Source organism: Croceibacterium selenioxidans, assembly GCF_018599195.1.
GTDB classification, from domain to species: domain Bacteria; phylum Pseudomonadota; class Alphaproteobacteria; order Sphingomonadales; family Sphingomonadaceae; genus Croceibacterium_A; species Croceibacterium_A selenioxidans.
In genome coordinates, this window is sequence record NZ_JAHFVK010000001.1 from 1,354,864 (window position 1) to 1,377,747 (window position 22,884).

22 protein-coding genes are annotated in these 22,884 nt (G+C 63.9%); 8 read left to right on the forward strand and 14 right to left on the reverse strand.

Going from position 1 to position 22,884, the window contains the following annotated elements:
• Position 1: 1 nt before the first annotated feature.
• Together KK137_RS06600 and KK137_RS16735 are read right to left on the reverse strand one after the other, a co-directional pair.
• Positions 2–1,834, reverse strand: coding sequence for a hypothetical protein (locus tag KK137_RS06600; RefSeq protein ID WP_214535360.1), 1,833 nt, complete (start codon positions 1,832–1,834; stop codon positions 2–4).
• Positions 1,831–1,965 carry a hypothetical protein gene (locus tag KK137_RS16735; RefSeq protein ID WP_275950680.1) on the reverse strand — a complete coding sequence of 45 codons (135 nt, stop codon included), beginning with the start codon at positions 1,963–1,965 and terminating at the stop codon, positions 1,831–1,833. Before KK137_RS16735 ends, KK137_RS06600 begins: the two co-directional genes overlap by 4 nt.
• A 67-nt stretch (positions 1,966–2,032) precedes the next feature.
• Between KK137_RS16735 and KK137_RS06605 the strand changes: the two genes are divergently transcribed.
• The 3 genes from KK137_RS06605 to KK137_RS06615 are packed head-to-tail and all read left to right on the forward strand — an operon-like array spanning position 2,033 to position 5,147.
• On the forward strand, positions 2,033–2,602 hold the full coding sequence (locus tag KK137_RS06605) for a shikimate kinase (RefSeq protein ID WP_214535361.1): 570 nt from the start codon (positions 2,033–2,035) through the stop codon (positions 2,600–2,602).
• Positions 2,593–3,702, forward strand: a complete 1,110-nt coding sequence (aroB, locus tag KK137_RS06610; protein WP_214535362.1) for a 3-dehydroquinate synthase — start codon at positions 2,593–2,595, stop codon at positions 3,700–3,702. The genes KK137_RS06605 and aroB overlap by 10 nt, the downstream gene beginning before the upstream one ends.
• A gap of 44 nt (positions 3,703–3,746) precedes the next feature.
• A complete protein-coding gene (locus tag KK137_RS06615; protein WP_214535363.1) occupies positions 3,747–5,147 on the forward strand; it encodes a peptide MFS transporter in 1,401 nt (466 codons plus the stop codon).
• A gap of 206 nt (positions 5,148–5,353) precedes the next feature.
• Here KK137_RS06615 and KK137_RS06620 read toward each other — a convergent pair whose 3' ends face one another.
• From KK137_RS06620 to KK137_RS06640, 5 genes are all read right to left on the reverse strand, one after another.
• Positions 5,354–5,797, reverse strand: a complete 444-nt coding sequence (locus KK137_RS06620) for a DUF488 domain-containing protein (protein ID WP_214535364.1) — start codon at positions 5,795–5,797, stop codon at positions 5,354–5,356.
• Between the two features lie 4 nt (positions 5,798–5,801).
• Complete coding sequence (locus tag KK137_RS06625) at positions 5,802–6,032, reverse strand: hypothetical protein (protein WP_214535365.1); 231 nt, start codon at positions 6,030–6,032, stop codon at positions 5,802–5,804.
• Positions 6,029–7,555 carry an acyl-CoA carboxylase subunit beta gene (locus tag KK137_RS06630; protein WP_214535366.1) on the reverse strand — a complete coding sequence of 509 codons (1,527 nt, stop codon included), beginning with the start codon at positions 7,553–7,555 and terminating at the stop codon, positions 6,029–6,031. The genes KK137_RS06625 and KK137_RS06630 overlap by 4 nt, the downstream gene beginning before the upstream one ends.
• Positions 7,556–7,753: 198 nt before the next feature.
• Positions 7,754–9,097 carry a glutathione-disulfide reductase gene (gene gor / locus KK137_RS06635; protein WP_214535367.1) on the reverse strand — a complete coding sequence of 448 codons (1,344 nt, stop codon included), beginning with the start codon at positions 9,095–9,097 and terminating at the stop codon, positions 7,754–7,756.
• A 70-nt stretch (positions 9,098–9,167) separates the two neighbouring features.
• Entirely contained in the window at positions 9,168–10,769 is a 1,602-nt protein-coding gene (locus tag KK137_RS06640; RefSeq protein WP_214535368.1) for a DEAD/DEAH box helicase, read from the reverse strand.
• Between the two features lie 269 nt (positions 10,770–11,038).
• Between KK137_RS06640 and KK137_RS06645 the strand changes: the two genes are divergently transcribed.
• A complete protein-coding gene (locus tag KK137_RS06645) occupies positions 11,039–11,611 on the forward strand; it encodes a methyltransferase family protein (RefSeq protein ID WP_214535369.1) in 573 nt (190 codons plus the stop codon).
• Positions 11,608–12,831, forward strand: a complete 1,224-nt coding sequence (locus KK137_RS06650) for an MFS transporter (RefSeq protein ID WP_214535370.1) — start codon at positions 11,608–11,610, stop codon at positions 12,829–12,831. Before KK137_RS06645 ends, KK137_RS06650 begins: the two co-directional genes overlap by 4 nt.
• On the opposite strand, the gene KK137_RS06655 is transcribed toward KK137_RS06650, so the two are convergent.
• Genes KK137_RS06655 through pgi form a run of 3 tightly spaced genes read right to left on the reverse strand, consistent with a single transcriptional unit; the run spans position 12,828 to position 15,366 of the window.
• Positions 12,828–13,307: a hypothetical protein gene (locus tag KK137_RS06655; protein ID WP_214535371.1), complete on the reverse strand. Its 480-nt coding sequence runs from the start codon at positions 13,305–13,307 to the stop codon at positions 12,828–12,830. The genes KK137_RS06650 and KK137_RS06655 overlap by 4 nt on opposite strands.
• 55 nt (positions 13,308–13,362) lie before the next feature.
• Positions 13,363–13,842 (reverse strand): lipocalin-like domain-containing protein, encoded by a 480-nt coding sequence (locus KK137_RS06660; protein ID WP_214535372.1) that lies wholly within the window; start codon positions 13,840–13,842, stop codon positions 13,363–13,365.
• 6 nt (positions 13,843–13,848) lie between these two features.
• Entirely contained in the window at positions 13,849–15,366 is a 1,518-nt protein-coding gene (gene pgi, locus KK137_RS06665) for a glucose-6-phosphate isomerase (RefSeq protein WP_214535373.1), read from the reverse strand.
• A gap of 142 nt (positions 15,367–15,508) precedes the next feature.
• Here pgi and lepB point away from each other — a divergent pair, with 142 nt between their 5' ends.
• Genes lepB through era form a run of 3 tightly spaced genes read left to right on the forward strand, consistent with a single transcriptional unit; the run spans position 15,509 to position 17,912 of the window.
• Positions 15,509–16,354 carry a signal peptidase I gene (lepB, locus tag KK137_RS06670; protein ID WP_214535374.1) on the forward strand — a complete coding sequence of 282 codons (846 nt, stop codon included), beginning with the start codon at positions 15,509–15,511 and terminating at the stop codon, positions 16,352–16,354.
• Complete coding sequence (gene rnc, locus KK137_RS06675) at positions 16,351–17,022, forward strand: ribonuclease III (RefSeq protein ID WP_214535375.1); 672 nt, start codon at positions 16,351–16,353, stop codon at positions 17,020–17,022. The genes lepB and rnc overlap by 4 nt, the downstream gene beginning before the upstream one ends.
• On the forward strand, positions 17,019–17,912 hold the full coding sequence (gene era / locus KK137_RS06680) for a GTPase Era (protein WP_214535376.1): 894 nt from the start codon (positions 17,019–17,021) through the stop codon (positions 17,910–17,912). The genes rnc and era overlap by 4 nt, the downstream gene beginning before the upstream one ends.
• On the opposite strand, the gene KK137_RS06685 is transcribed toward era, so the two are convergent.
• The 4 genes from KK137_RS06685 to KK137_RS06700 all read right to left on the reverse strand — a co-directional run bounded on the left by KK137_RS06685 (position 17,909) and on the right by KK137_RS06700 (position 22,879).
• Positions 17,909–19,315: an MFS transporter gene (locus tag KK137_RS06685; RefSeq protein ID WP_214535377.1), complete on the reverse strand. Its 1,407-nt coding sequence runs from the start codon at positions 19,313–19,315 to the stop codon at positions 17,909–17,911. The two genes, era and KK137_RS06685, sit on opposite strands and share 4 nt — an antisense overlap.
• A gap of 73 nt (positions 19,316–19,388) precedes the next feature.
• A complete protein-coding gene (locus KK137_RS06690) occupies positions 19,389–19,559 on the reverse strand; it encodes a hypothetical protein (protein WP_214535378.1) in 171 nt (56 codons plus the stop codon).
• Positions 19,556–22,102 carry a type I DNA topoisomerase gene (topA, locus tag KK137_RS06695; RefSeq protein ID WP_214535379.1) on the reverse strand — a complete coding sequence of 849 codons (2,547 nt, stop codon included), beginning with the start codon at positions 22,100–22,102 and terminating at the stop codon, positions 19,556–19,558. The genes KK137_RS06690 and topA overlap by 4 nt, the downstream gene beginning before the upstream one ends.
• Positions 22,103–22,174: 72 nt before the next feature.
• Complete coding sequence (locus KK137_RS06700; protein WP_214535380.1) at positions 22,175–22,879, reverse strand: hypothetical protein; 705 nt, start codon at positions 22,877–22,879, stop codon at positions 22,175–22,177.
• Positions 22,880–22,884 lie beyond the last annotated feature (5 nt).

Below are 22,884 nucleotides of genomic sequence, written 5' to 3' on the forward strand. Positions count from 1 at the left end.
CTCATCCCCGCGCCACGGCTTCGGCTGCAATCATGCGAGCCTCCGCGTTGAGGCCCGCCTGATCGAGCGCGCGCACGATGTGATAGAGGTGACGGGCGGTCATTTTGTCCCATCCCGAACCCTGCATCCCCAGTCCCGCCAGCAGCGCGACGAGCGTCTGATTGCGAAGTTCGCCCGCGCGATCGATCTTGCGGCTCCAGGGACTTTCGCGGTTGAGATTGACGCCAAGATCGTTGCCGAGGCTTACGGCGGTCGAGAAGTCGAGCCGTCCGAGCCCGGCGAGACCCGCCACAAGGAACCGCGATTTGCGCTGATTCTCGCTAGAATCGTCGTCGATGAATTGACTGACGGCACCCCGTCCCACCTGCCCGGTACCACCGGGCTGACCGACCGCCAGCAGGGCCCAGCCTTCGCTACCCTCTGCCACGGCCGAACCCCAGCGCATGGCATTCCTGTCGAGACCGGCGGCGAGCATCGAGCCGATGATTCGGGGGGCATCGTCCACCAACGGCTCGGAAACCGGAAGCCGAGCCGCTGCGTAGGCGGTGAGCACCCAGCGCCCATAGCTGGTTCCATCACCCCAAAGCTGCTGCATGGCCGCGAGGCGATCCGCAGGGTCACTCGCCACGTAAGCCTCGCGCAATGTGCTGGCGCGAGTACGAGCCTCGCCCTCGAGTTGCTCACTCCACAATTGCGAATAAAGATCGACCATGGCCGCGGACGACAGGATCCCGCGTTCCCCTGCCACATCCATCACCGCCACGCGTTCGGGCAGCGGCACGGCAGGGATCAGGACATCTGAGATATCGTACGTAGGCCCCGCCCCGTTCCTGAGGCCAGCCGGCAGCTCCACCCCAAGCTGACGCGACAGACCGAAACGCCACGGGGTCAATTCATCGACATTGTTCCATTCGATGTTGACGGCCCGCCGCCCTTCGCCCGCGGCACCAGCGAAGCGCTGTGCCAACAGCGCATCGATGCGCGGCGCCTCCCCGTAATAGAGCATGCGCTGCAGATCACGCTCGGCCTGCCGAGCTTCTCCGGCGTAGGCGGCACAGATCGCCCGCGCCATATCCCACTCGGCGTCTTCGATCAGCGTGCCTTTCAGTCGAGCGACCGGGCATATGCCCAAGAGGTCGCCCGTCGCGAGATAGGCGTCGAACGCCGCGCTCGCGAGTGCAGCGTTATAGTTGGACGAATCGACATCCTGGACAAGAGCCCGAGCCGCCAGCCCTTCCCCTATTCGATTGAGTAACGAGGCCCTCAAAGCGATAAATGAAGCCGGATCCATGCCCTGAGGTGCGTCGAGCCGGCTCGCCAAGGCGCGCCGCAACAGAATGTGGCCCCAACGGGAAACTAGCGGACCTCGCGTCGCCTGAAGTGCGGCCTGGACCAGCGCGGGTGGCTGAGCGGCCAGAGAAGTACTGTCGAAGCCGCCTTCGTCCTGGCCGATCACGCCGACTTCGCGCAGGGCGCGCCGCGCCGCGGGCGGAATATCGAACTTGGGCTTGAGTCCGAGAAGCTCGTCGATCTGATCGGGATCCATCGCCTCGAGCTCGGCAAGCGAGGGGAAATTCGCCGGGAGCGGGATGTCTGGAAGAGCGATGGCACCGGGGTCGGTAATTCCCGGAAGAGGCTGGATAACCGGCTCGGACACGGGAGGCGCCGCGGGCGCGTTCTGCGCAGGAGCAGGCGACGGAGTGGGTGCGGGCCGCGGCGCGGGCGTTGGCGCCGGATTGTCGAAACTGGGCGGAAGCAGCGATTCGGGCGCGGCAAGGGCCAGCGTTGAACATAGCGCCAGAGCAGCGCCCGCTAGCAGGACAGCGCGCCTCATTTCACTCCTTCCGGCAGCTCAATCGGCTGCTCGATCATCCGTTGAGGCTCTCGCCCGCCATCATACCAGGCAACCGCGAGGAAGAGCACTAACAGCGCCAGCAACCCCAGCCAAATCTTCTTGACGCGCATCGCGACCAAAAACCGAACCTTCCGTAAACTTGCACGGGCGGTTAGCCCATCTATAGCGCATGCGGCAATGACCATCGAAACGCCAAGCCTTACCGATACCGAGATCAAGATTCTCGCCGCCCGTGTCGATCGCCCACTCGTGCTCGTGGGTATGATGGCCGTGGGCAAGTCAACAGTCGGCCGCAAGATTGCGCAGCTTCTCGATCTTCCTTTCGCGGACGCCGACGATGAAATCGAGCAGGCGGCGCAGATGAGCGTCTCCGAAATCTTCGAAAAGTTTGGCGAAGAGCATTTTCGGGACGGGGAGCGGAGAGTGATCGCGCGCCTGCTCGAACGTGGCCCGTCCGTGCTCGCGACCGGCGGTGGCGCATTCGTGCAGCCGGATACTCGGGCCCTTATCCTCGATCGGGGAATCGCCATCTGGTTGGATAGCGAAGTCGATACCCTGATCGAACGTGTCGGTCGGAAGGACAACCGTCCGTTGCTGCGAGGCGGCGATCGCAGGGAAATTCTCGCCCGCCTCAAGGTGGAGCGCGAACCCTCCTATGCGCAAGCACCAATCAAGATAATGAGCGACGCCGGACCGCATGGCGAGACGGTCAATCGTATCCTGTGGGGAATATCCGAATGGCTGTAATTCCGGTCGAGCTTGCTGGCCGCTCCTACGAAGTTCGCGTCGGCGGGAACCTGCTTGCCGACATCGTCGCGCAGTGCGGCAAGCTATTGCGCAAGAGTCGCGTCCCAATCGTGACGGACTCGAACGTGGCGGCGCACTGGCGCGATACCGTCGATGGCTCGCTGCACGCAGGCGGGTTCGAGCCGCGCTGGCTCGTGCTTTCCCCTGGGGAAAGCGCGAAGAGCTGGGCCGGGCTCGAGCAAGTGATGGACTGGCTGCTGGCCGAGGAAGTTGAACGCGGTGACCACGTCCTCGCGCTCGGCGGCGGCGTGATCGGCGATCTGACAGGTTTCGCAGCGGCCATCCTCAAGAGAGGCTGCGGCTTCATCCAGTTACCGACGACGCTGCTGGCTCAGGTCGATTCGAGCGTCGGCGGCAAAACGGCGATCAACACCGCAGCCGGCAAGAACCTGGTTGGCGCGTTCCATCAGCCGAGCCTGGTGCTGGCAGACCTCGGCGCACTCACCACGCTCCCGGTTCGCGAAATGCGCGCCGGGTATGCAGAGGTGATCAAGTACGGCATCCTGGGCGACCGGGCCTTCTTCGACTGGTGCGAGGCAAACGGCGCCGATGTCGTCGGTGGCGTGGTGACCGCACAAGACTATGCCGTCACCGAAAGCGTGAAAGCCAAGGCCCGCATTGTGGCGGAAGACGAGCGCGAAACCACGGGCATGCGCGCGCTGCTCAACCTCGGGCACACGTTCGGCCATGCACTCGAAGCTCAGACCGGTTTTTCCGAACGCCTGTTGCATGGCGAAGGCGTGGCACTGGGGATGGTGCTCGCCGCACGCTATTCAGCGCGGCAGGGCTACATCTCTCACAGCGACGCCGAGCGCGTAGCGGGGGCCATTGGCGCCTCGGGCCTACCCACCGAAATTGCCCCGCTCGGTCTCAATTGTGATGGACGCGCGCTGGTCGCCCATATGCTGCACGACAAGAAAATGGACGCCGGCACCCTGCCCTTCGTGTTGCTGCGCGCAATCGGCGAAGCCTTTCTCGATCGGCAGGTCTCGCTCGACGACGTGGGGGAATTTCTCGACGGGCAATTGCAGCGGCGTTGAAGCGGGCCTAGCCAGTTGCATTCGTAACCGGTCGGGGAGAGTCGATGACCACAGCCGAAGCCACGCCAGACCTCGACATCGAGACCCGGCACGACCGCGCGTTTCTTGGACATCCGAAGGGTCTGGGCTACCTCGCCTTCACGGAGGCGTGGGAGCGGTTCTCCTATTACGGCATGCAGACCTTGCTGGTGCTGTACATGGTCAACTTCCTGCTCAAGCCGGGGCAGATCGAATATGTCGCCGGCATCGAGCAATTGCGTGCGCTGTACGGCGGGCTCGAGGGGCAGGCTTTCGCCTCGGCGATCTTCGGCACTTACGCGGCAAGCGTCTACCTGACGCCGATTTTCGGCGGATGGCTGGCGGACCGGGTACTGGGCAAGCGGCGCACCGTATTGCTCGGTGCGGTGACCATGGCGCTGGGCCACTTCCTGATGGCTTTCAATGTCACCTTCCTGTTCGCGCTGCTGTGCCTGATCATCGGTTCTGGCATGTTCAAGGGCAACATCGCCAGCCAGGTCGGCGCGCTTTACAAACCCGATGACCTACGTCGGGCGGACGCGTTCCAGATCTTCTACCTTGGCATCAACGCTGGCGTTATCGCTTCGCCATTGATCGTTGGGACGCTAGGCGAGACCGTCGGCTGGCATTGGGGTTTCGGCGCCGCGGGCGTGGGCATGCTGATCGGCCTCGTCATTTACATCTCCGGGCAGAAATACTTGCCCAAAGAGCACTTCGATGTGCCCGATAAATCGGCCGAACCGCGCGAGCCCATGACCGGTGCGGACTGGCTGGCGACGCTGGCGCTGATCCTCCTGATCCCGGTGATGGCGATCGCCATCGTGCCCAACAACCAGATCTTCAACGCCTACCTCGTGTGGGCCGACCGCGATTTCGACCTCGTGTTTTTCGGCACCAAGCTGCCGACCAGTTGGCTGGTCTCGCTCGACGCTGTGGTCTCGGTCAGCTTCCTCGCCATCGTCGCCCTGTTCTGGCGGTGGTACGGCAAGCGGCGCCCAGAGCCGGACGAGCTTTCCAAGCTGATTATCGGCTCGGCCTTTTCGGTCCTTGGCATGTTCTGCCTCTACCTTGCGGCCGAGACCACTCCGGCGGGCAGCAAGATCGGGCTGTTCTGGCCCGTCATGTTCCACGTCCTGAATTCGATTGGCTTTGCCCATATGCTGCCGGTCAGCCTCGCGCTCTTCGCGCGATTGGCGCCCAAGCAGATCAACGCCACCGTGATCGGGCTGTACTACCTCGCCTTCTTTGGCGCGAACTCGCTGGTCGGATGGGTCGGCGGCTGGTTCGAGACCATGCCGACTACGCAGTTCTGGATCATCCACATGGGCTTTGCGGCCACCGCGGGTCTGGTGTTCGTCCTGTTCAAGCTCCTGCTTGCACCCCGCCTGATGCACTCTGCCCAACCGGAAGACGTGGCTTTGGCGTGAGCGTCAGTAGCGGTACACCCTTCTGGCCTTGCTCGAAAAGTGTCAACTTGGGCGCGACGCCGGACATTTAAACTGCGACCGACAAGGAAGCATCCACAGCCGGAACCCTGCAGCATCATTGGGCCTGTAGGAAAGCGGATTCTTGTTGAATATCAAAACGTAGCGAGGATCCGGAAAACAATTATCACTGCCCCTGAGCCGGAGGGTCAGGGAAGAACCGGCTCCAGATCGACCCTCGCAAAGTCCGGAAACAGGGCATCGAACAACAGCGAGCGGTGGCACTCGGCCGCATCGCGCTCATAGCAAAGCAGCGCGACCTGCTTCTCTTCCGCCAATGTCCTGAGCTCCGCCATCTGGGCCATGGCTTCGGGCAGTTCCAATTGTCCGGCATAAACCCGTGCCAATTCGGCATGGTCGTGCCTGCGCGCCGCCGCGCGACCCTCTGCCGGCGTGCCGAGTTGCTTGAAATGCCTGTAGCCGATCCCCGCCTCTTCGGCGGCCGCCTTGAGGGAGCTCTTGGAGAACCCCGGCCTCCGCGACAGCGGGAGGTAGCGGATATCCGCCAGCACCTCGACCCCGGCCTCCTTCAGCGTCGCGACCACCGCGGCCTGGGTCACTTGTTCGTAGCCGATGGTGAAGATCGTGGGCATCGCGCTAACCGGTCCGCAGCCCGTTGAAGTCGACGCCCCACATGCCCAGCACGATCAGCATCATCGCGATCCAGAACCACTGCGTGACGACGAAGGCCCAGAAGGTCACCGGCTTTTCCGAGCGCCGCACCACCATGCCCATCTTCTCCACTCTGCCCGTGCGAAGGGTCTCACGCGTGGCCCAGAAGAGAATCGCGATGAGGATCGCAGGGATGAGGGGGAAGTACCAGTTCACAGCGGCAGATTATCGTGCTTCTTCCATGGGTTCTCGAGCTGCTTGTTGCGCAGCTTTCTCAGCCCCAACGCAATCCGTTTCCGTGTCGAATGCGGATAGATCACCTCGTCGATATACCCGCGTGACGCGGCCACGAACGGGTTGGCGAACCGGTCCTCGTATTCCTTGGTCTTCTCCGCGATCCCTTCCCCCGAAAGCCCGCGGAAGATGATTTCGACGGCGCCTTTTGCCCCCATCACCGCAATCTCTGCCGTGGGCCAGGCATAGTTCAAATCCCCGCGCAGATGCTTGGATGCCATGACGTCATAGGCGCCGCCGTAGGCCTTTCGGGTAATGACGGTGATCTTGGGCACGGTCGCCTCGGCAAAGGCGAACAGCAGCTTGGCGCCATGCTTGATGATGCCGTTATGCTCTTGGGCTGTACCTGGGAGGAAGCCCGGCACATCGACAAACGTCAGGATCGGGATGCCGAACGCGTCGCAGAAGCGCACGAACCGCGCGGCCTTTTTCGAGGCGTTGATATCGAGCACACCTGCAAGCACCATCGGCTGGTTCGCGACCACTCCCACCGTGCGCCCTTCCACCCGACCGAATCCGCAGATGATGTTGGCGCCATGGGCGGGCTGGATTTCGACGAACTCCCCGTCGTCGAGCACCTTCCGCACCAGCTCGTGCATGTCGTAGGGCTGGTTGGCGCTGGCGGGGATCAGAGTGTCGAGGCTGTCCTCCTCCCGATCCCAGGGATCCTCGGTGGGCAAGACCGGAACCCCGCTGCGATTGTTTTCCGGCAGGAACGAGATGAACTCGCGCGCCGCCATCAGCGCCTCGATGTCGTTATCAAGCGCCAGGTCCGCGACGCCGGTGCGCGTCGTATGCGTAACCGCCCCGCCCAGCTCCTCCTGAGTCACGACCTCGTTGGTGACCGTCTTCACGACATCGGGGCCGGTGACGAACATGTAGCTGGTGTCCTTCACCATGAAGATGAAGTCGGTCATCGCCGGCGAATAGACCGCACCGCCCGCGCAGGGTCCCATGATGAGAGAAAGTTGCGGGATGACCCCGCTCGCAAGCACGTTGCGCTGGAACACCTCGGCATAGCCGGCCAGACTGGCGATCCCTTCCTGGATTCTCGCGCCACCGCTGTCGTTGAGGCCAATCACGGGCGCGCCGACCTTCATCGCCATATCCATGACCTTGCAGATCTTCTCCGCGTGGCGTTCGCTGAGTGAGCCGCCAAACACGGTAAAGTCCTGACTGAATACGAAAACCAACCGTCCGTTGATCGTGCCACTGCCGGTGACCACACCGTCGCCCGGAACGCGCTGTGCCTCCATCCCGAAGTCGGTGCAGTTGTGTTCGACGTACATGTCGAGTTCTTCGAAGCTGTCGGCATCGAGCAGCACCTCGACCCGTTCACGCGCGGTCAGCTTGCCCTTGGCATGCTGCGCCGCCATTCGCTTTTCGCCGCCGCCCAGCAAGGCGGCGGCGCGGCGACGTTCGAGTTCGGGAATGTTGGCGGACAATACGCTCTCCCTGCTGCCCTGGTGCAGGGGTAGAGCCGCGCACCGGACTTGCCAAGTTCCTCCCTGTGACTGCGCGGTAGTCATAGGAGGTGTCAGACGCCGAAGGCGGCTGACAGAGGGGCTTGTGGCACCGCTTGCCCCTTCCCCACGCTTCGCGCGGTCCCCGCCCATCGCTTCGCGACGGGGAGGATTTGGCATTTACCGCATCAGCACCAGTTCTTCGGCCATGGTCGGGTGGATCGCCACGGTCGCATCGAAATCAGCCTTGCTGAGGCCCGCCTTCACGGCGACCGCCGCGCCCTGCAGGATTTCAGGAGCGTCGGGTCCGAGCAGGTGGATACCGACGACCTTGTCGGCATCGTCGCAGACCATCTTGTAGAGGCTCCGCTCGTTACGGCCGGCGAGGACATTCTTCATCGAGCGGAAGTCGGAGGTGTAGACCTTGACCGAGCCGAGCTTATTGCGCGCCTCGCTCTCGGTCATGCCGACGCCGCACATCGGCGGATGGCTGAAAACGGCGCTCGGCACGCAGGAATGATCGACCGCGGTCGGCTTGTTCCCGAACACGGTGTCGGCGAAAGCATGGCCCTCTCGGATCGCCACGGGCGTCAACTGCACGCGGTCGGTCACGTCGCCGACGGCGTAGATGCTGTCTATGTTGGTCTTGCTGAAGCGATCGACCTTGATCTCGCCCTTTTCGCCCAGTTCGACACCGATCTCGGCGAGCCCGAGCCCTTCGGTGTTGGGCAAGCGACCGGTCGCATACATTACCGCATCGACTTCTAGCGGATCGTGGTTGGTCATCGAGACCTTGAGCGCGCCGCTCTCCAGCTTCTCGATCCCGCGGAACTCGGCATTGAAGCGGAAGTCGATGCCCTTGGTGAGCGAGATCTGCAGCAGGCGGTCGCGCAATTGCTCGTCATAGCCGCGCAGCAGCTTGTCGCTGCGGTTGATGATGGTCACGTGCGTCCCGAACTCGTTGAAGATGCCGGCGAACTCGTTGGCGATGTAGCCGCCGCCGGCGATCAGGATGCGCCTGGGCAACTCGTCGAGATGAAACGCTTCGTTGGAGGTGATGCCGTGCTCATGGCCGGGGCAACTCGGGACATGCGGTCGGGCGCCGACCGCGATGAGGATGTATCTCGCGGTGAGCTTGGTTCCGTCGCCCAGAGTCACTTCGTTCGGCCCGGTAACGGTGGCGCGCTGGGGGATGATCTCGACTTTGTTGTTCTCGAGCGTCTGGGTGTAGAGCCCGTTGAGCCGATCGACGTCCTTGAGCACGTTGTCGCGCAGGACTTTCCAGTCGAAGGTGCAGTTGTCGACGGTCCAGCCGAAATTCTTCGCGTCCTGCAGGTCTTCAGCGAAATGAGCGCCGTACACCAGCATCTTCTTGGGCACGCAGCCGCGGATCACGCAGGTGCCGCCAACGCGATATTCCTCCGCCACGGCGACTTTGGCGCCATAACTGGCCGCGATGCGGCTGGCCCTTACGCCGCCCGAACCGGCGCCGATGGTGATGAGATCGTAATCGTAGTCGGCCATGAATAGCTCCCGCTCTGCGCGGCGCGATATGGCCGTGCAGAGCGGGTTTGCCAACTACGGCGCAGGAGAATTAGGCCTGGACGGCTCGCTGGCCGCCGGGACGGCTACCGCGATTGCGGCGCCGGTGGTGACCGTTGCCGCCATTGCCGCCGTTACCGCCGGGCTTACCGCCCGGTCGGCCCTGGCCTCCGCCGTGACCCTGGCGACGCTCACCCTGGGCACCACCGTTATGCTCGCGACGTTCGCCCTGACCCCCACCGTGTGCCGGACGACGTTCGCCCTGACCACCGCCGTGGGCGGGACGACGTTCGCCCTGGCCGCCACCATGAGCGGGACGGCGTTCTCCTTGTCCGTTGGACTGGCCCTGACGGCGCTCGCCCTGCTGACCGCGGGGCTCGACGCGGACCTCTCCCCGCGCGTCGCGCTGAGCTTCCGTGCGAGTGTCGCGGCGCGGCGGCTGGCCGCGGCCTGGCTGACGACGCGGACCGCGGACCGGCTCGGCGTGCTTGGCCACGATCGCGACTTCGTCACGCAGACCTTCCGGCAGCGGCACCTGATCGAGGGTGACCTTGGTCAGGCGCTGGATGTCGCGCAGGTAATCGCGCTCGTCGTTGGCGCAGAAGCTGATAGCCACGCCTTCACGCCCGGCACGCGCGGTGCGGCCGATGCGGTGGACGTACTGTTCGGCAACGTTGGGCAGCTCGAAGTTGACCACGTGGCTGACACCGGAGATGTCGATGCCGCGCGCGGCGATATCGGTCGCCACGAGCACCTTGACGCTGCCCTGCTTGAATTCGTCGAGCGCGCGTTCGCGCTGGGGCTGGCTCTTGTTGCCGTGGATCGCGTTGGCGCGAATGTTGCTCTGGACGAGCTTCTTCACCACCCGGTCGGCGCCATGCTTGGTGCGGGTAAACACTAGCACGCGGTCCATCTCGCCGGCCTTGAACCCGGCGCGCAACGTAAGCGTGAGCAGGCCTTGCTTTTCGGGCTGGCCGACGAAGCAGACGTATTGCTCGACGCGTTCAGCGGTCGTGGCGGCCGGAGTCACCGAGACCTGGGCCGGATCGGTCAGGTACTGGCCGGCCAGCTGCTTGATCGCATTGGGCATCGTCGCCGAGAAGAACAGCGTCTGGCGCTGCTTGGGCAGGAGCCTCACGATAGCGCGCAGGGCGTGGATGAAGCCGAGATCCATCATCTGGTCGGCTTCGTCGAGCACGAGGATCTCGACCTGCGACAGGTCCAGCGCATTCTGCTCGGTCAGGTCGACCAGGCGGCCCGGAGTAGCGATCAGGATGTCGACGCCACGCGCCACGTCCTGACGGTTCTTGTTGACCGAGGTTCCACCGAACACGGTGACGACCTTGAGGTGCGAGAACTGGCCGTATTCGCGAGCGCTCTCGGCGATCTGGCCGGCCAGCTCGCGCGTCGGGGCAAGCACCAGCATGCGGCAGCAGCGAGGCTTGGGCCGCTTGTCGGACGCGATCAGGCGGTCGATCGAGGGCAGCATGAAAGCTGCGGTCTTGCCGGTACCGGTCTGCGCGATGCCAAGAAGGTCGCGGCCGTCGAGCACGTAGGGGATCGACTGTTCCTGGATCGGGGTAGGCTGCCCGTAGCCCTTGAGCTCGAGCGCCTGGAGTACGGGCTGCGAGAGCCCGAGTGTTTCGAATGTCATGTTAAGTTCTAAACTCGCAATATATTGCGTCGGCGCGCAGCCGTAACGGCGCGCGTCAGCGGGTGGCTGAACGACCCGCGTGAAAAGGGAAGCTCTTTGGCTAAAAACGAAGCGCGGCCGGGGCGGATTTTTCCGCCAGTTCACGCTGCCGAGGCGCTTCGATGGCGGCCATATGGTTTCGCAGTTGCGAAATGTCAATCGAATCTTGCGCCAACTGGTAATCTTCGAAGGCTTTCCCGGGAACGGCGAGCGGTCTATGACCCGGGGAAATGCGTGGGGACTTCATCAAAATCGCCCTCGGGTTATGGGCCGTCTGGCTCGTTTCCTGGCACATCGCCGCGCTCTGGCGAAGCCGACCCACGGTCAAGGCGCCGCGCCGCGAATACCGCCTTCACTTCGCTGTCATCGTCCTGGGATTTTTTCTGATCTTCAATGGGCTGCCGCGTCTGTCCGGTCCAATCTGGTGGCCCGTCAATCCGATGTTGGGCTGGTCGATGATAGCCCTGACGGCCGGCGGCTTCCTGTTAGCTTGGTGGGCGCGGATACATCTCGGGAAGCTGTGGTCTGGGGGCGTCGAGCGCATGGCCGATCATCGCGTGGTCGAGAGTGGTCCCTACGCGCTCGTCCGGCATCCGATCTATACCGGCCTCATCGCGGCAGTGCTGGCCATGGCTGTTTTGCGTGGAACGCCTTGGGCCTTGTTTGGCGTAGTCTTGTTCTCGCTCGGCTTCGCGCTCAAGGCCCGGGTCGAGGAGCGTTTCCTCGAAGGCCAGCTTGGCGGCTACGAACAATATCGCGCTCGCGTGCCGATGATCGTCCCGTTTATCCGCTTCGGCCGATGACCAAATCCGCCACGTTCAGTCCGCTCGCCCATCGCATGTTCGCGCTCGCCATGGCGGGGGTGTTGCTGACCAATCTCGGTAACGCAATCCAGTCGGTCGGTGCGTCCTGGCTGCTCACCGCAAGCGGTGAGCCTGCCGATATCGTGGCGCTAGTACAGACGGCGATCAACTTGCCTATCATGCTGCTCGCCCTCCCCGCTGGAGCCTGGGCAGACATGCACAACCGCCGCCGGATCATCCTGACCGCGCAGGTTGCCATGCTGATGATCTCGCTAGTACTCGCCTGGCTGGCGTTGTCGGGCAACGCTCCGGCTGCACCGGTACTTATCTTGACCGCGCTGCTCGCCTGCGGGATCGCCTGTTTCAGCCCGGCGATGGGGGCATCGATCGGCAGCACCGTCCCGCGCACCGAGCTGGCCGCTGCCGTGGCGCTCAATATCCTGATCTTCAACACCGCCCGGACGGTTGGCCCCGCCATGGGCGGCGCGATTGTCTCGTTTGGAGGTTCGACGGCGGCATTCTTGGTCAATGCCGCGAGCTACCTGCTCGCGATCGCCATCTATTTACGCTGGCGCCCAACGCAGGTCCTGCCGCAAAACCGGCGTCGATTGGGCTCGATGATCGCCGAGGGACTGCGCCATGCGGCGACCACGCCACAGATCCGCACAATCCTGCTGCGCGCCCTGACTTTCACCATGACAGGTGCGGCCGCCTGGGCACTCATGCCCCTGGTCTCGAAGGACATCCTGCACAGCGGTTCGACCGTCTACGGCGTGCTTCTCGGATCGCTTGGCGCCGGTGCCGTCATAGGGGCGGCAAGCGCCACCTTCTTCCGGGCCCGCTATTCCGCCGAGGCCATCACCCGGACGGCCGGGCTGATCTACGGCCTCGCGTGCGTGGGAGTAGCGCTGCAACCGAGCCTAGGCGCCATGGTCGCGCTACTGGTCCTCGCCGGTGCGGGATGGGTCCAGGCCTTATCCGGCTTCTCGGTCGCCGCCCAGCTATGGGCGCCGCGCGAAGTGGTCGGACGAATCGTAGCCCTGGCGAGCGCGGTCACCTTTGGCGGGATCGCTTTCGGTAGCTGGCTCTGGGGCCACTTCGCCGAGGATCACGGCGTGGCGAGCGCGTTGATGGCTTCGGGCGCTGGAATGGTCATCCTGCCGCTGATCGGCCTGCTGCTCCCGATGCCCGCCCACGAGGCACCTCAGCCGAGCGCCTAACGCACGCGCGTGAAGTAGTTCGTCCGCATCACCGGGATGCCGTTCTCGTTGTAGTGGACCGCGGTTTCGGTCTGCGAGTTGCCGTCTGGAGCGACGGTGTAAATGCGGATCGAACCGGGCACTCCGCCCTTACTCAGGGCCATGACCAACACGTTGGGCTCCGGAGTTCGCACGGCCACGGTGTCAGCCTCATTGCTTCCGGTCGCCGGTGCGGCGGATCCGTCGAGCGGATAGATCGCCACGCCATGGCTCTCGCTGCCATCGGCGAGGATGATGTCGACGTTGGAGCGGTACTTGCCATCGCCCACGTCGCTGAACGTGATCATGACGCTTTTCGGCCTCGCGTCGGGCGGAACAGGCAGCTTGGTCACGTCGACGGCCCAGGTTCCCAAGATAGGAGCGACGTCCTGCGCCGTCGCCGGTGAAGCCTGGAGCAAGCCGGCGGCCAGGGCTCCGGTGAGCCATACACGTTTCATGTCCATCTCCCCTGCAGCTAGCGCGCTTTTGACATCGGGCACGTCCGCGCGACCTTTACCGTCTCCGCAGCACCCGCTTGGCTTGGTATCTCACTCCATTGACCTCGTAGGTATCGGCGATCGTCATCGTATCACCTTTGATCACGAAGTCGCGGGTCTGGTCGGTACCGACGTAACTTGGGATGTTGCCCCCCATCACATGCGCGGTCCAACTCTGGCCTGCGGGATCGTATTCGTAGGTTCCGAAGTACGAGCAGTACCAGGCGGGAATGCATGTGTCCGGGTCGGGATCGACGAAGGCTTCATCCTCTCCGGGCGGATTTCGCATGAAGCTGATCGACACGTGTCCGTCGTCCGTGAACACGAACAGACCGACCGGCGGATTGCCGAAGGCGTGAATCGGCGCCCCGCCTTCCGGAGTGTCGGAGTACTCGTGAAGGTCCCAGGCTCCAACGAGGGGATTTTCGTTCGGCGCGGGAGCCGCCGCCGAGCATCCGGCCAGAAGAAGGGACAGGATGACCGGCGGAAGGTTCACGGTGCGTCAGCCCAAACCCGCCGCCGCCAGCAGCGCTTCGGTGCTAGCGTCGAAGCCTTCGCCGCCCTTTTCGATCTTTCGGGCGATCTCCTTGCCCAATTCTACGCCGAATTGGTCGAAGGCGTTGATCCCCATCAGGACGGCATTGGCGAAGGTGCGATGCTCGTGAAACGCGATCAGCGCGCCGAGCGTGGCCGCGTCGAGGTCGTCGACCAGGATCGTCGCGCTCGGGCGGTCGCCGGGATAGGCGCGAGCTAGGTCATCGCTGTCCTTTCCGGCCATCAGCGCAGCTCCCTGGGCGAAGCAATTCATCAGCAGGATCCGATGATGGGCCGGATCGAGCTCGTCGCCGGGCGCAATGCTGGCGATGAAGTCCACCGGCACCAGGTGCGTGCCCTGGTGGAGCAGTTGGAACACCGCATGCTGGGCGTCCGTACCCACCCCGCCCCAGGTTATCGGCGCCGTCGGGCCCTCAACGGGCTTGCCCTCTGCCGTCACGCTTTTGCCGTTGGACTCCATCTCAAGCTGCTGGAGGTAGCTTGGCAGCAATCGCAGACGCTCGTCATAAGCGAAAACCGCACGGGTCTGCGCGCCCCTCAGGCGCGAATAAAGCTGGTCGGCAAAGGCAGCGCGAAGCGGCAGGTTGGCACGCCCGTCGGTATCGCGGAAGTGCACGTCGACGGCCGCCGCACCGTCGAGCATCGCTTGAAAGTCCTCCCAGCCCACGGCCATAGCCACAGGAAAGCCGATTGACGACCAGATCGAATAGCGCCCGCCGACGCTTTCGGCGAAAGGTAGGATGCGCGTTTCGTCGACCCCCCATTCGACCGCCTTCTCGGGCGCCGCTGTGAGCGCGATCACCCGGCCATAAGGGTCGATCACGCCATTGTCGGCCAGCCACTTGAGCGCGCTGGTGGCATTGGTCATCGTCTCGATCGTGGTGAAGGTCTTGCTGGCGACGGCCACTAGCGTGGTCGCGGGATCGCACGCCGCGAAGGCCGCCTCAAGCGCGACGCCGTCGATATTCGAGACGACATGAACGTCAACCAGCGCGAAATCGCGCGCCAGCGCGTCCACCGCCAGGGCCGGGCCAAGGGCGGAACCGCCGATGCCGATATGGATCAGGTGCCGGACCTCGCCCAGAGCTCCCTCGTGGATCGCCTCGACCAGCAACTGCATCCGCGCGCGCAAGGCCGCGGCCTCCTCTGTGCTGGCTTCCTTGCCCACGCCGCGCAGCGACGAGTGCTCAGCAGCCCGGCCTTCCGTCGGGTTGACCACTTCGCCGGCAAACAGCTTCCGGCGCATTTCGCTGAAACCGGAGGCTTCTGCGAGACTTTCGAAGCCGTCGAGCAGACCGTCGGTCAGATGGGTCTTGGACCAATCGAACAGCACCCCGCCCGTGCCGATCTCCAACCGAGCCGATAGCTTGGCCAGGCGGCCCGGGTCAGCGGCAAAAAGCGTTGCCAGCGTTTCCACGGTTTGCTCCCTCAGCGCCTGCCAGGCCTGCTTGCGGCTGTCACTCAACGGTGTTTCCCCTTTCCTAAAATCGGGCTTAGCGGCTAAGGCCTCGCCCCATGACAGGCCAACGCAATCGCATCGATCCTAGCCAGGACTGGCAGCCATTGCGCCGGACTGTGCCATCTGTGTCAACTTCGGTAGCAGGCCAATGAGCGAAAACGCCCCCACCGTCACGACTGAACCTGCCGAAACCGCGCCTGGGCCGGCCAAGACGAAGAAGGAAAAGAAAGAGGACAGCTTCCTCGTCTTCCTGATCAAGCTGGTGGTGGTCGTCCTGATCTTCAGGACGTTTCTGTTCACCAGCTTCTCAATTCCCAGCGAGTCGATGATGCCGCGCCTTCTCGTCGGCGACTACCTGTTCGCGGCCAAGTGGCCCTATGGCTATTCCGGAGCGTCGCTCCCGATCGACTGGAACAACGGCGAACGTATCTTCGGCAGCCAGCCCGAGCGTGGCGACGTCGTGATCTTCAAGCACCCGATCGATCGCACCGATTACGTGAAGCGCGTCATCGGCCTGCCGGGCGATCAGGTGCAGATGGTCGCCGGCGTGCTCCACATCAACGGCGTCCCGGTGAAGAAGCAGAAGGTTGCGGACTTCGTGATCCCGGTCCGCCCGAATGGTGGTTGCGCCGAAGTGCGCTTCACCGAACGGCAGGCCGACGGCACTTTCGCCTGCCGCTATCCGCAATACCGTGAAACGCTTCCGAACGGCGTCAGCTACAATGTGCTCGATTTTGGCCTCAAGCCGCAGGACACCACGCCGCCCGTGGTCGTGCCCGAGGACCGCCTTTTCCTGATGGGTGACAACCGCGACAACTCGCTCGACAGCCGCTTCCCCGCCATCGCGCAGCGCGGGATCGACCTCGTGCCGCAGGAAAACCTGGTCGGCCGGGCGAGCTTCATGTTCTTCTCGACCGACGGCACGGCGGAGTGGCTCAAGCCCTGGACGTGGTTCACCGCCGCCCGCTGGGACCGGATAGGGCGCGCGATTTGAGTTCGCTAGCCGACGAAGCGCGTGGATGGCTGGATGGCCTTGGTTTCGAGGTCAAGAATCCGGATTTGTGGCTCGAAGCCCTGACCCACGGCAGCACCGGGGCCGCGCGCAAGTATGAGCGGCTCGAATTCCTCGGTGACCGGGTGCTCGGCCTCTCGATTGCCGAGTGGCTCTACCGCAACAGCGAGGGTTCCGAGGGCGAACTGGCCCAGCGCCTCAATGCTCTGGTCAGCCGCTTGTCCTGCGCCAAGGTCGCCCGCACCATCGGCGTCCCGGACCACGTCCTCCTCGGCAAGCAAGCGCGAGATGATGGCGCAGCCGACAGCGACAACGTCCTCGGAGACATCATGGAAGCGCTGCTTGGCGCCAGTTTTCTCGAAAGTGGTTTTCAGGCCACCCGCGACAAGGTCCACCAATTGTGGCAACCGGTGATCGAAGGGCGCGCGGGTCGATCCAAGCATCCCAAGAGCGCGCTGCAGGAATGGGCGGCCGGTAACCAGCGCAAGCCTCCCGAATACAAGCTGGTCGGCCGCTCGGGCCCGGATCATGCGGCGAGGTTTACCGTTCGGGTAAGCGTAAGGAACGTGGGCGAGGTGGAAGCGACCGCCAGCAGCAAGCAGGAAGCCGAGACCGAGGCGGCACGGCAATTCATGGAGAGATACGGGTGAGTCAGAAGTGCGGAGTGGTGGCGGTCATCGGCGCACCGAACGCCGGCAAGTCCACGCTGGTCAACCAGCTCGTGGGCCAGAAGGTCGCGATCACCAGCGCCAAGGCGCAGACCACCCGCGCCCGCCTGCTCGGCATCGCTCTGGAAGGCGAAGTGCAGATTATCCTCGCGGATACGCCGGGCATTTTCGAGCCCAGGCGCAGGCTCGACCGCGCGATGGTCAGCGCTGCCTGGGAGGGCACCGTCTCAGCCGACGCCGTCTTGTTGGTGGTCGACCCGGTCAAGCAGCGTCGGCACGAGCTGGAGCCTCTGCTCGAAGCGCTCAGGGACCGTCCGGAGCGCAAGCTGCTTGTGGTGAACAAGGTCGATGCCAGCGCCAAGGAGCCGCTGCTGGCCCTGGCCCAGGATCTCGCCGGCAAGGTCGATTTCGCCGAGATCTTTTTCGTCTCGGCCCTCACTGGCGACGGTGTGCCCGAGCTTAAAGCCCACCTGGCGGGCCTGATGCCCGACGGCCCGTGGCACTATCCCGAAGATCAGGTCTCCGACGCCAGCGAACGCCTCCTCGCCGCCGAGGTCACTCGCGAGCAGCTTTACCGCCAGCTTCACGAGGAACTACCCTATGACAGCGCAGTACGCCCGGAGAGCTACCAGGTCCGCAAGGACGGCAGCGTGGAGATCCACCAGCAGATCGTCGTCGGCCGCGAAACCCAGCGCGCGATCGTGCTCGGCAAGCGGGGCGCACGCATCAAGGCCATCGGTGAAGCTGCGCGCACGGAGCTGAGCGAGATTCTGGGAGTGAAAGTCCACCTCTTCCTTCATGTGAAGGTGGACGAAAAATGGGCCGAGAGCCGGGAGATCTTCGAGGAGATCGGGCTCGACTGGGTCCGCTAGGTTTTGCGCAGCGTCGCCATCGTCCCACCGGACTTGGTCACGCTGACGAACCGGGCCAAACTGCACAACGCCGCGACCACTGCCAGCGCGCAGCTCACGAACAACGGCGTAGGTCCTAGCCCTGCCCCACTGGCCAACAGGATGCCGACAGTCACGGCGGCCATCGTCTGCCCCAGCAAGCGCGAGGTGGAGAGCAGACCGCCCGCCGCCGCCGCCCGTTCGCGCGGGGCCTGGCCGATCAGCAGGCGAGAATTGGGGGCGAAGAACAGGCCGAAGCCCAGCGCCGTGAAACTGAGGCGCCAACCGATGCCGAACTCGCCCGGCCTGTCGGGCATGAAGGCTACCAGCAGGAGGCCCGCGATAGCGATAGCCATACCTGTGACACCGAGCTTGGTCGGGGCGATGCGGTCACTCATCCAGCCTGCCAGGGGAGCAACGACCAGCATCGTGAGCGGAAAGGGCAGCAATAGCAGGCCGACTTCCTCCGGCGCGTAGCCCATGCCCTCCTCGAGCCGGAACGGGAGGGAAAGCATCAGCGACCCCGCCGCAATGAAGCAGGCTATCGCGCCTAGCGCCGACAGGCCGATGACGGGCTTCGCCAAGAGGTCCACCGGGACGACTGGGTTTTTGCGGGACTTCTCCCGCTGCACTAGCAGCAGCAACGAGACCGCACCTGCAATCGCCAGAGATGTGCCGATAACCGCGTTCTCGTGCGTCGCCAGCTGCATTCCGCCGATCAGCAGAAGCATGGTCCCGGCGCTCCATAGTCCGCTGAGCCACTCGGGCGGATGAGGCTTGCGCACGGGTTCGGGGAGCGCCCTTCCCAGCAGCAGCGAGACAAGCGCCAAGGGTGCCGCGGCGACGAACACCCATTGCCAGGGCGCATGCCCGACGATGAACCCGCCCAGTGTAGGCGCCAGGGCCGAAGAGGAGGCGACGATCACGCTGTTCACGCCCATCCCGCTGCCAAGCTGCCGCGCCGGGTAAATCTGCCGCAACATCGCCGCCGAAACGCTCAAGGCCATTCCCGCCCCAATCGCCTGCAGCCCACGCAGCGCCAGCAGGACGAGGAAATCGCCGACGAAGAGGCAGAGCGCCGACGATACGAGAAAAAGCGCCTGCCCGTACTGGTAGAGCCGCCTGTGGCCCATCCGGTCGCCCAGACTGGAGAACGGCAGCAGCACCATGACGAGGACCAGTTGGTAAATGGCCACGACATTGGTCACCGCCGCGTTGCTGACCCCAAGGTCGCGCGCGATAGTGGGGAGAGCAACGTTGGCGATCGCCCCGTCGAGCACCAGCAGTGCCGTCCCGAAGCTTATCGCCGCAATCGCCCACCAGCGCCGAGGTTTAGGGAGGCCGTCGGGCTGGTGAAGGTCGGGCTCGGTGGGCATCGCAGCCATTTGACCGTATGGCCGAGCCTATTCAACCCCTTGCCACAATCCTGACGGCGACGAAGCCGAAGCCCTACCGCTTCTAGGCGATCCCGATCCCATCAATCTTGGCGCGTTCCTTGGTCGACTCCTCGGTGCGCCCAAGGGCCTTGGCGATCTCCTTCAAACCCTTGCCTTTCCCGGCAAGGGTCTTGAGCTTACCGACTTCCTCTGAAGTCCAGGGCTGGCGATGACGCTCGAATCGTTCGCTCATGATTTGGCCTTTGTCGATTTCTTCGCGGGCGCTTTCTTGGCGGGTGCCTTCTTCCGCGCGCCTTTCTTTTTCGCCGGTCCCTTGGCAGCGCGAGCGTCGATCAGGGCGATGGCCTGCTCTTCGGTCACGTCCTCCGGTTTCACATCCTTGGGCAAGGTGGCGTTGGTCGTCCCGTCGGTGACATAAGGACCGTAACGGCCCGGCATGACCTTGATCTCTCCACCGCTGGTCGGGTGAGCACCGAGCGTCTTGATCGGCTCTGCCTTGGCCCCGCTGCCGCGCGCCGCGCCGCCGCGATTGGCGGCTTCGGCGAGCAAGGTCACGGCTGCATTCATGCCTGTCTCGAACACCTCACGGGTGCCGCCAAGCTTGGCGTATTTGCCATCATGCGCGAGGTAGGGTCCATACCGGCCAATGCTCGCGGTAATCGGGTTGCCCGTCTCCGGATGCAGTCCCACCTCTCGTGGCAGGCTGAGCAGGCGCAGCGCCCAGTCGAGATCGAAGTCCGGCAAGTCCTTGGGAATGGAAGCACGCTTGGCGTCCTTGCCCTCTCCCAGCTGAATATAAGGCCCGAAGCGACCGGATCGCCGAGTGACCGGTAGGCCGCTTTCAGGGTCGGTACCCATGACGTCGTCTTCTGCACCGTCTTCGGCAGGTTGGCCGAACTTCCTGCGGAAGCTGCATTCAGGGTAGTTCGAGCAGGCGATGAAGGCGCCAAAACGGCCCCCGCGCAAGGACAAGTGACCACCGGTTCGGCCCTCTGCCAGACACTTCGGACAAGCGCGAGGATCGCTACCGTCCGCCTTGGGGGGAAATAAGTAGTCGGACAGGAACTCGTCGAGCACCTCGGTCACTTCCGAGGGCTTGCGCTCCATGACCTCGTCGCTCTTGGGCTTGAAGTCGCGCCAGAACTCTTCGAGCACCGCTTTCCACTCGGCGCGGCCGCCGGAGACGTCGTCGAGCTCTTCCTCCATCTCGGCGGTGAAGTCGTAGCCGACGTAGCGCGGGAAAAAGCGTTCGAGGAACGCAGTGAGCAGGCGGCCGGAGTCCTCCGCGAAGAAGCGGTTCTTTTCGGTGCGGACATATTCGCGGTCGCGCAGCGTCTGAATGGTCGAGGCATAAGTCGACGGGCGGCCGATGCCGAGTTCCTCGAGCCGTTTGACCAGGCTCGCCTCCGAAAAGCGCGGCGGCGGCTGGGTGAAATGCTGATCGGCCTCGACGCCTAGCTTGGCCGGGGCATCGCCCTGCCGCATTACCGGCAGCAGACCTTCATCCTCATCGTCATCGCCCTTCTGGTCGCGGCCTTCCTCGTAGACTGCGAGGAAACCCGGGAACTTCACCACCTGGCCGGTGGCGCGCAGTTCGTGGCGACCGGTCGGATCGCGCAGCGTGACCGTGGTGCGCTCAAGGCTCGCCGCGGCCATCTGGCTCGCCATCGCGCGCTTGAAGATGAGGTCGTAGAGCTTGGCCTCGTCGCCCGAACCGGCGCGATCGCGGTTGAAGTCGGTCGGACGGATCGCCTCGTGCGCTTCCTGAGCGTTCTTGGCCTTGGTCTGATAGAGACGGGGCTTCTCCGGCAGGAAGTGGCCTGAGAAGCGCTCCGTAATCGCTTTTCGAGCGGCGCTGATGGCGCTGCCGTCCATCTGCACACCGTCGGTACGCATGTAGGTGATCGCGCCCGCTTCGTAGAGGTTCTGCGCCAGGCGCATCGTATGACTGGCCGAATAGCCGAGCTTGCGCGCGGCCTCTTGCTGCAGGGTGGAAGTGGTGAACGGAGGCGCGGGGTTGCGCTTAAGCGGCTTGGTCTCGACACCCTCAACCGTAAAACGGCCCGCTTCGACGGCGGCCTTCGCCTTATCTGCGGTGCCCTTGTCGCCGATCGAAAGGCGATCGAGCTTCAGGCCGTCGAAGGTGACAAGGCGGGCGTCGAACTCGGTGCCGTCGTGCTGCATCTTTGCAACGACCGACCAATACTCCTGCGGCACGAAAGCTTCGATCTCGCGCTCACGGTCGACGATCAGGCGCAGCGCCACCGATTGCACGCGGCCCGCGCTCTTGGCTCCGGGAAGCTTGCGCCACAGCACCGGGCTGAGAGTGAAGCCGAACAAATAATCCAGCGCGCGCCGCGCGAGGTAAGCGTCGATAAGATCGGTATCGAGCTGACGCGGATGCGCCATCGCCTGGGTGACGGCGTCCTTGGTAATGGCATTGAAAGTGACGCGCTCGACTTCCTTGGGCAGCGCTTTGCGCTTCGCCAGCAGCTCGCGAACGTGCCAGGAAATCGCCTCGCCTTCGCGGTCAGGGTCGGTGGCCAGGATCAGACGGTCGGCCTTCTTCGCCGCGTCGGAAATCTCCTTCACTCGCGAGACCTTGTCGCGATAGGTCTCCCAATCCATCGCGAAACCTTCTTCAGGCCGCACCGAACCGTCCTTCGGCGGCAGGTCGCGAATGTGGCCATAGGAAGCGAGGACCTTGTAGTCCTTGCCGAGGTACTTCTCGATGGTTTTCGCCTTGGCGGGGGATTCAACGATGACAAGTTGCATGGGTTATTGGCATTCCTTACGCGTACACGCGCGAGGGTGATGGGGCGTGACCGGGTTCGTCAAGCCGCGCGTTCAGGCGAAGACTTCGTCAAGCTCGCCTGCCTCGTCATGCACCAAGGAGTAGATGGCGATACCCAGGCCAGCGTAAACCCCGCTGACTGCGGCCTCGACAAAGGACGAGATGATACCCCCGACAGTTTCGCCGGCGAGCGTGAAGACCCCTGAGACGAGGACGACAATCACGCCGAAGCCGAAAAGCAGGACGAGAGACACGAAGAAGATGGCCCAGCCATTCCCCTTGGTGGCGTGCCAGCTCGCTGACAATGACTCGAAAACGCCGCGTCGAGCGCCAATCAGGTAGCCAGATGCGGCCGACCAGCGAACCAACAAGATGACGCCGGGTATGATCAGGAAAATGAGGCCAATGAACGCCGCGATCATCGAGACTATGGCCATGCCGAGATAGGGCCAGAAGCGGCCTTCCTCGCTCTGGAGCTGCCCCCTTGCGGCAAGGTAACGGGTGAGCAGGACGTAGGTGGCGACGATGCTCACCACCGCGGCGACTAATTCGAACAACGCGCTTGCCGGAGTGTCGTTCGCGTCCACCGAAAATCCATAGCTGATCGTACCGCTTGAGGTTTCTGTCAGACCCAACACTACACCGATCGCGGTGAGCCCACCCACCACCAGCGTGTAAACGGCCACGTCCCGCCTGGCATCGCCGATGAGCGAGACCAGCTCCTGAAATATTCCCGAAAAAGTGGCTGCGTTCCTCATCATTC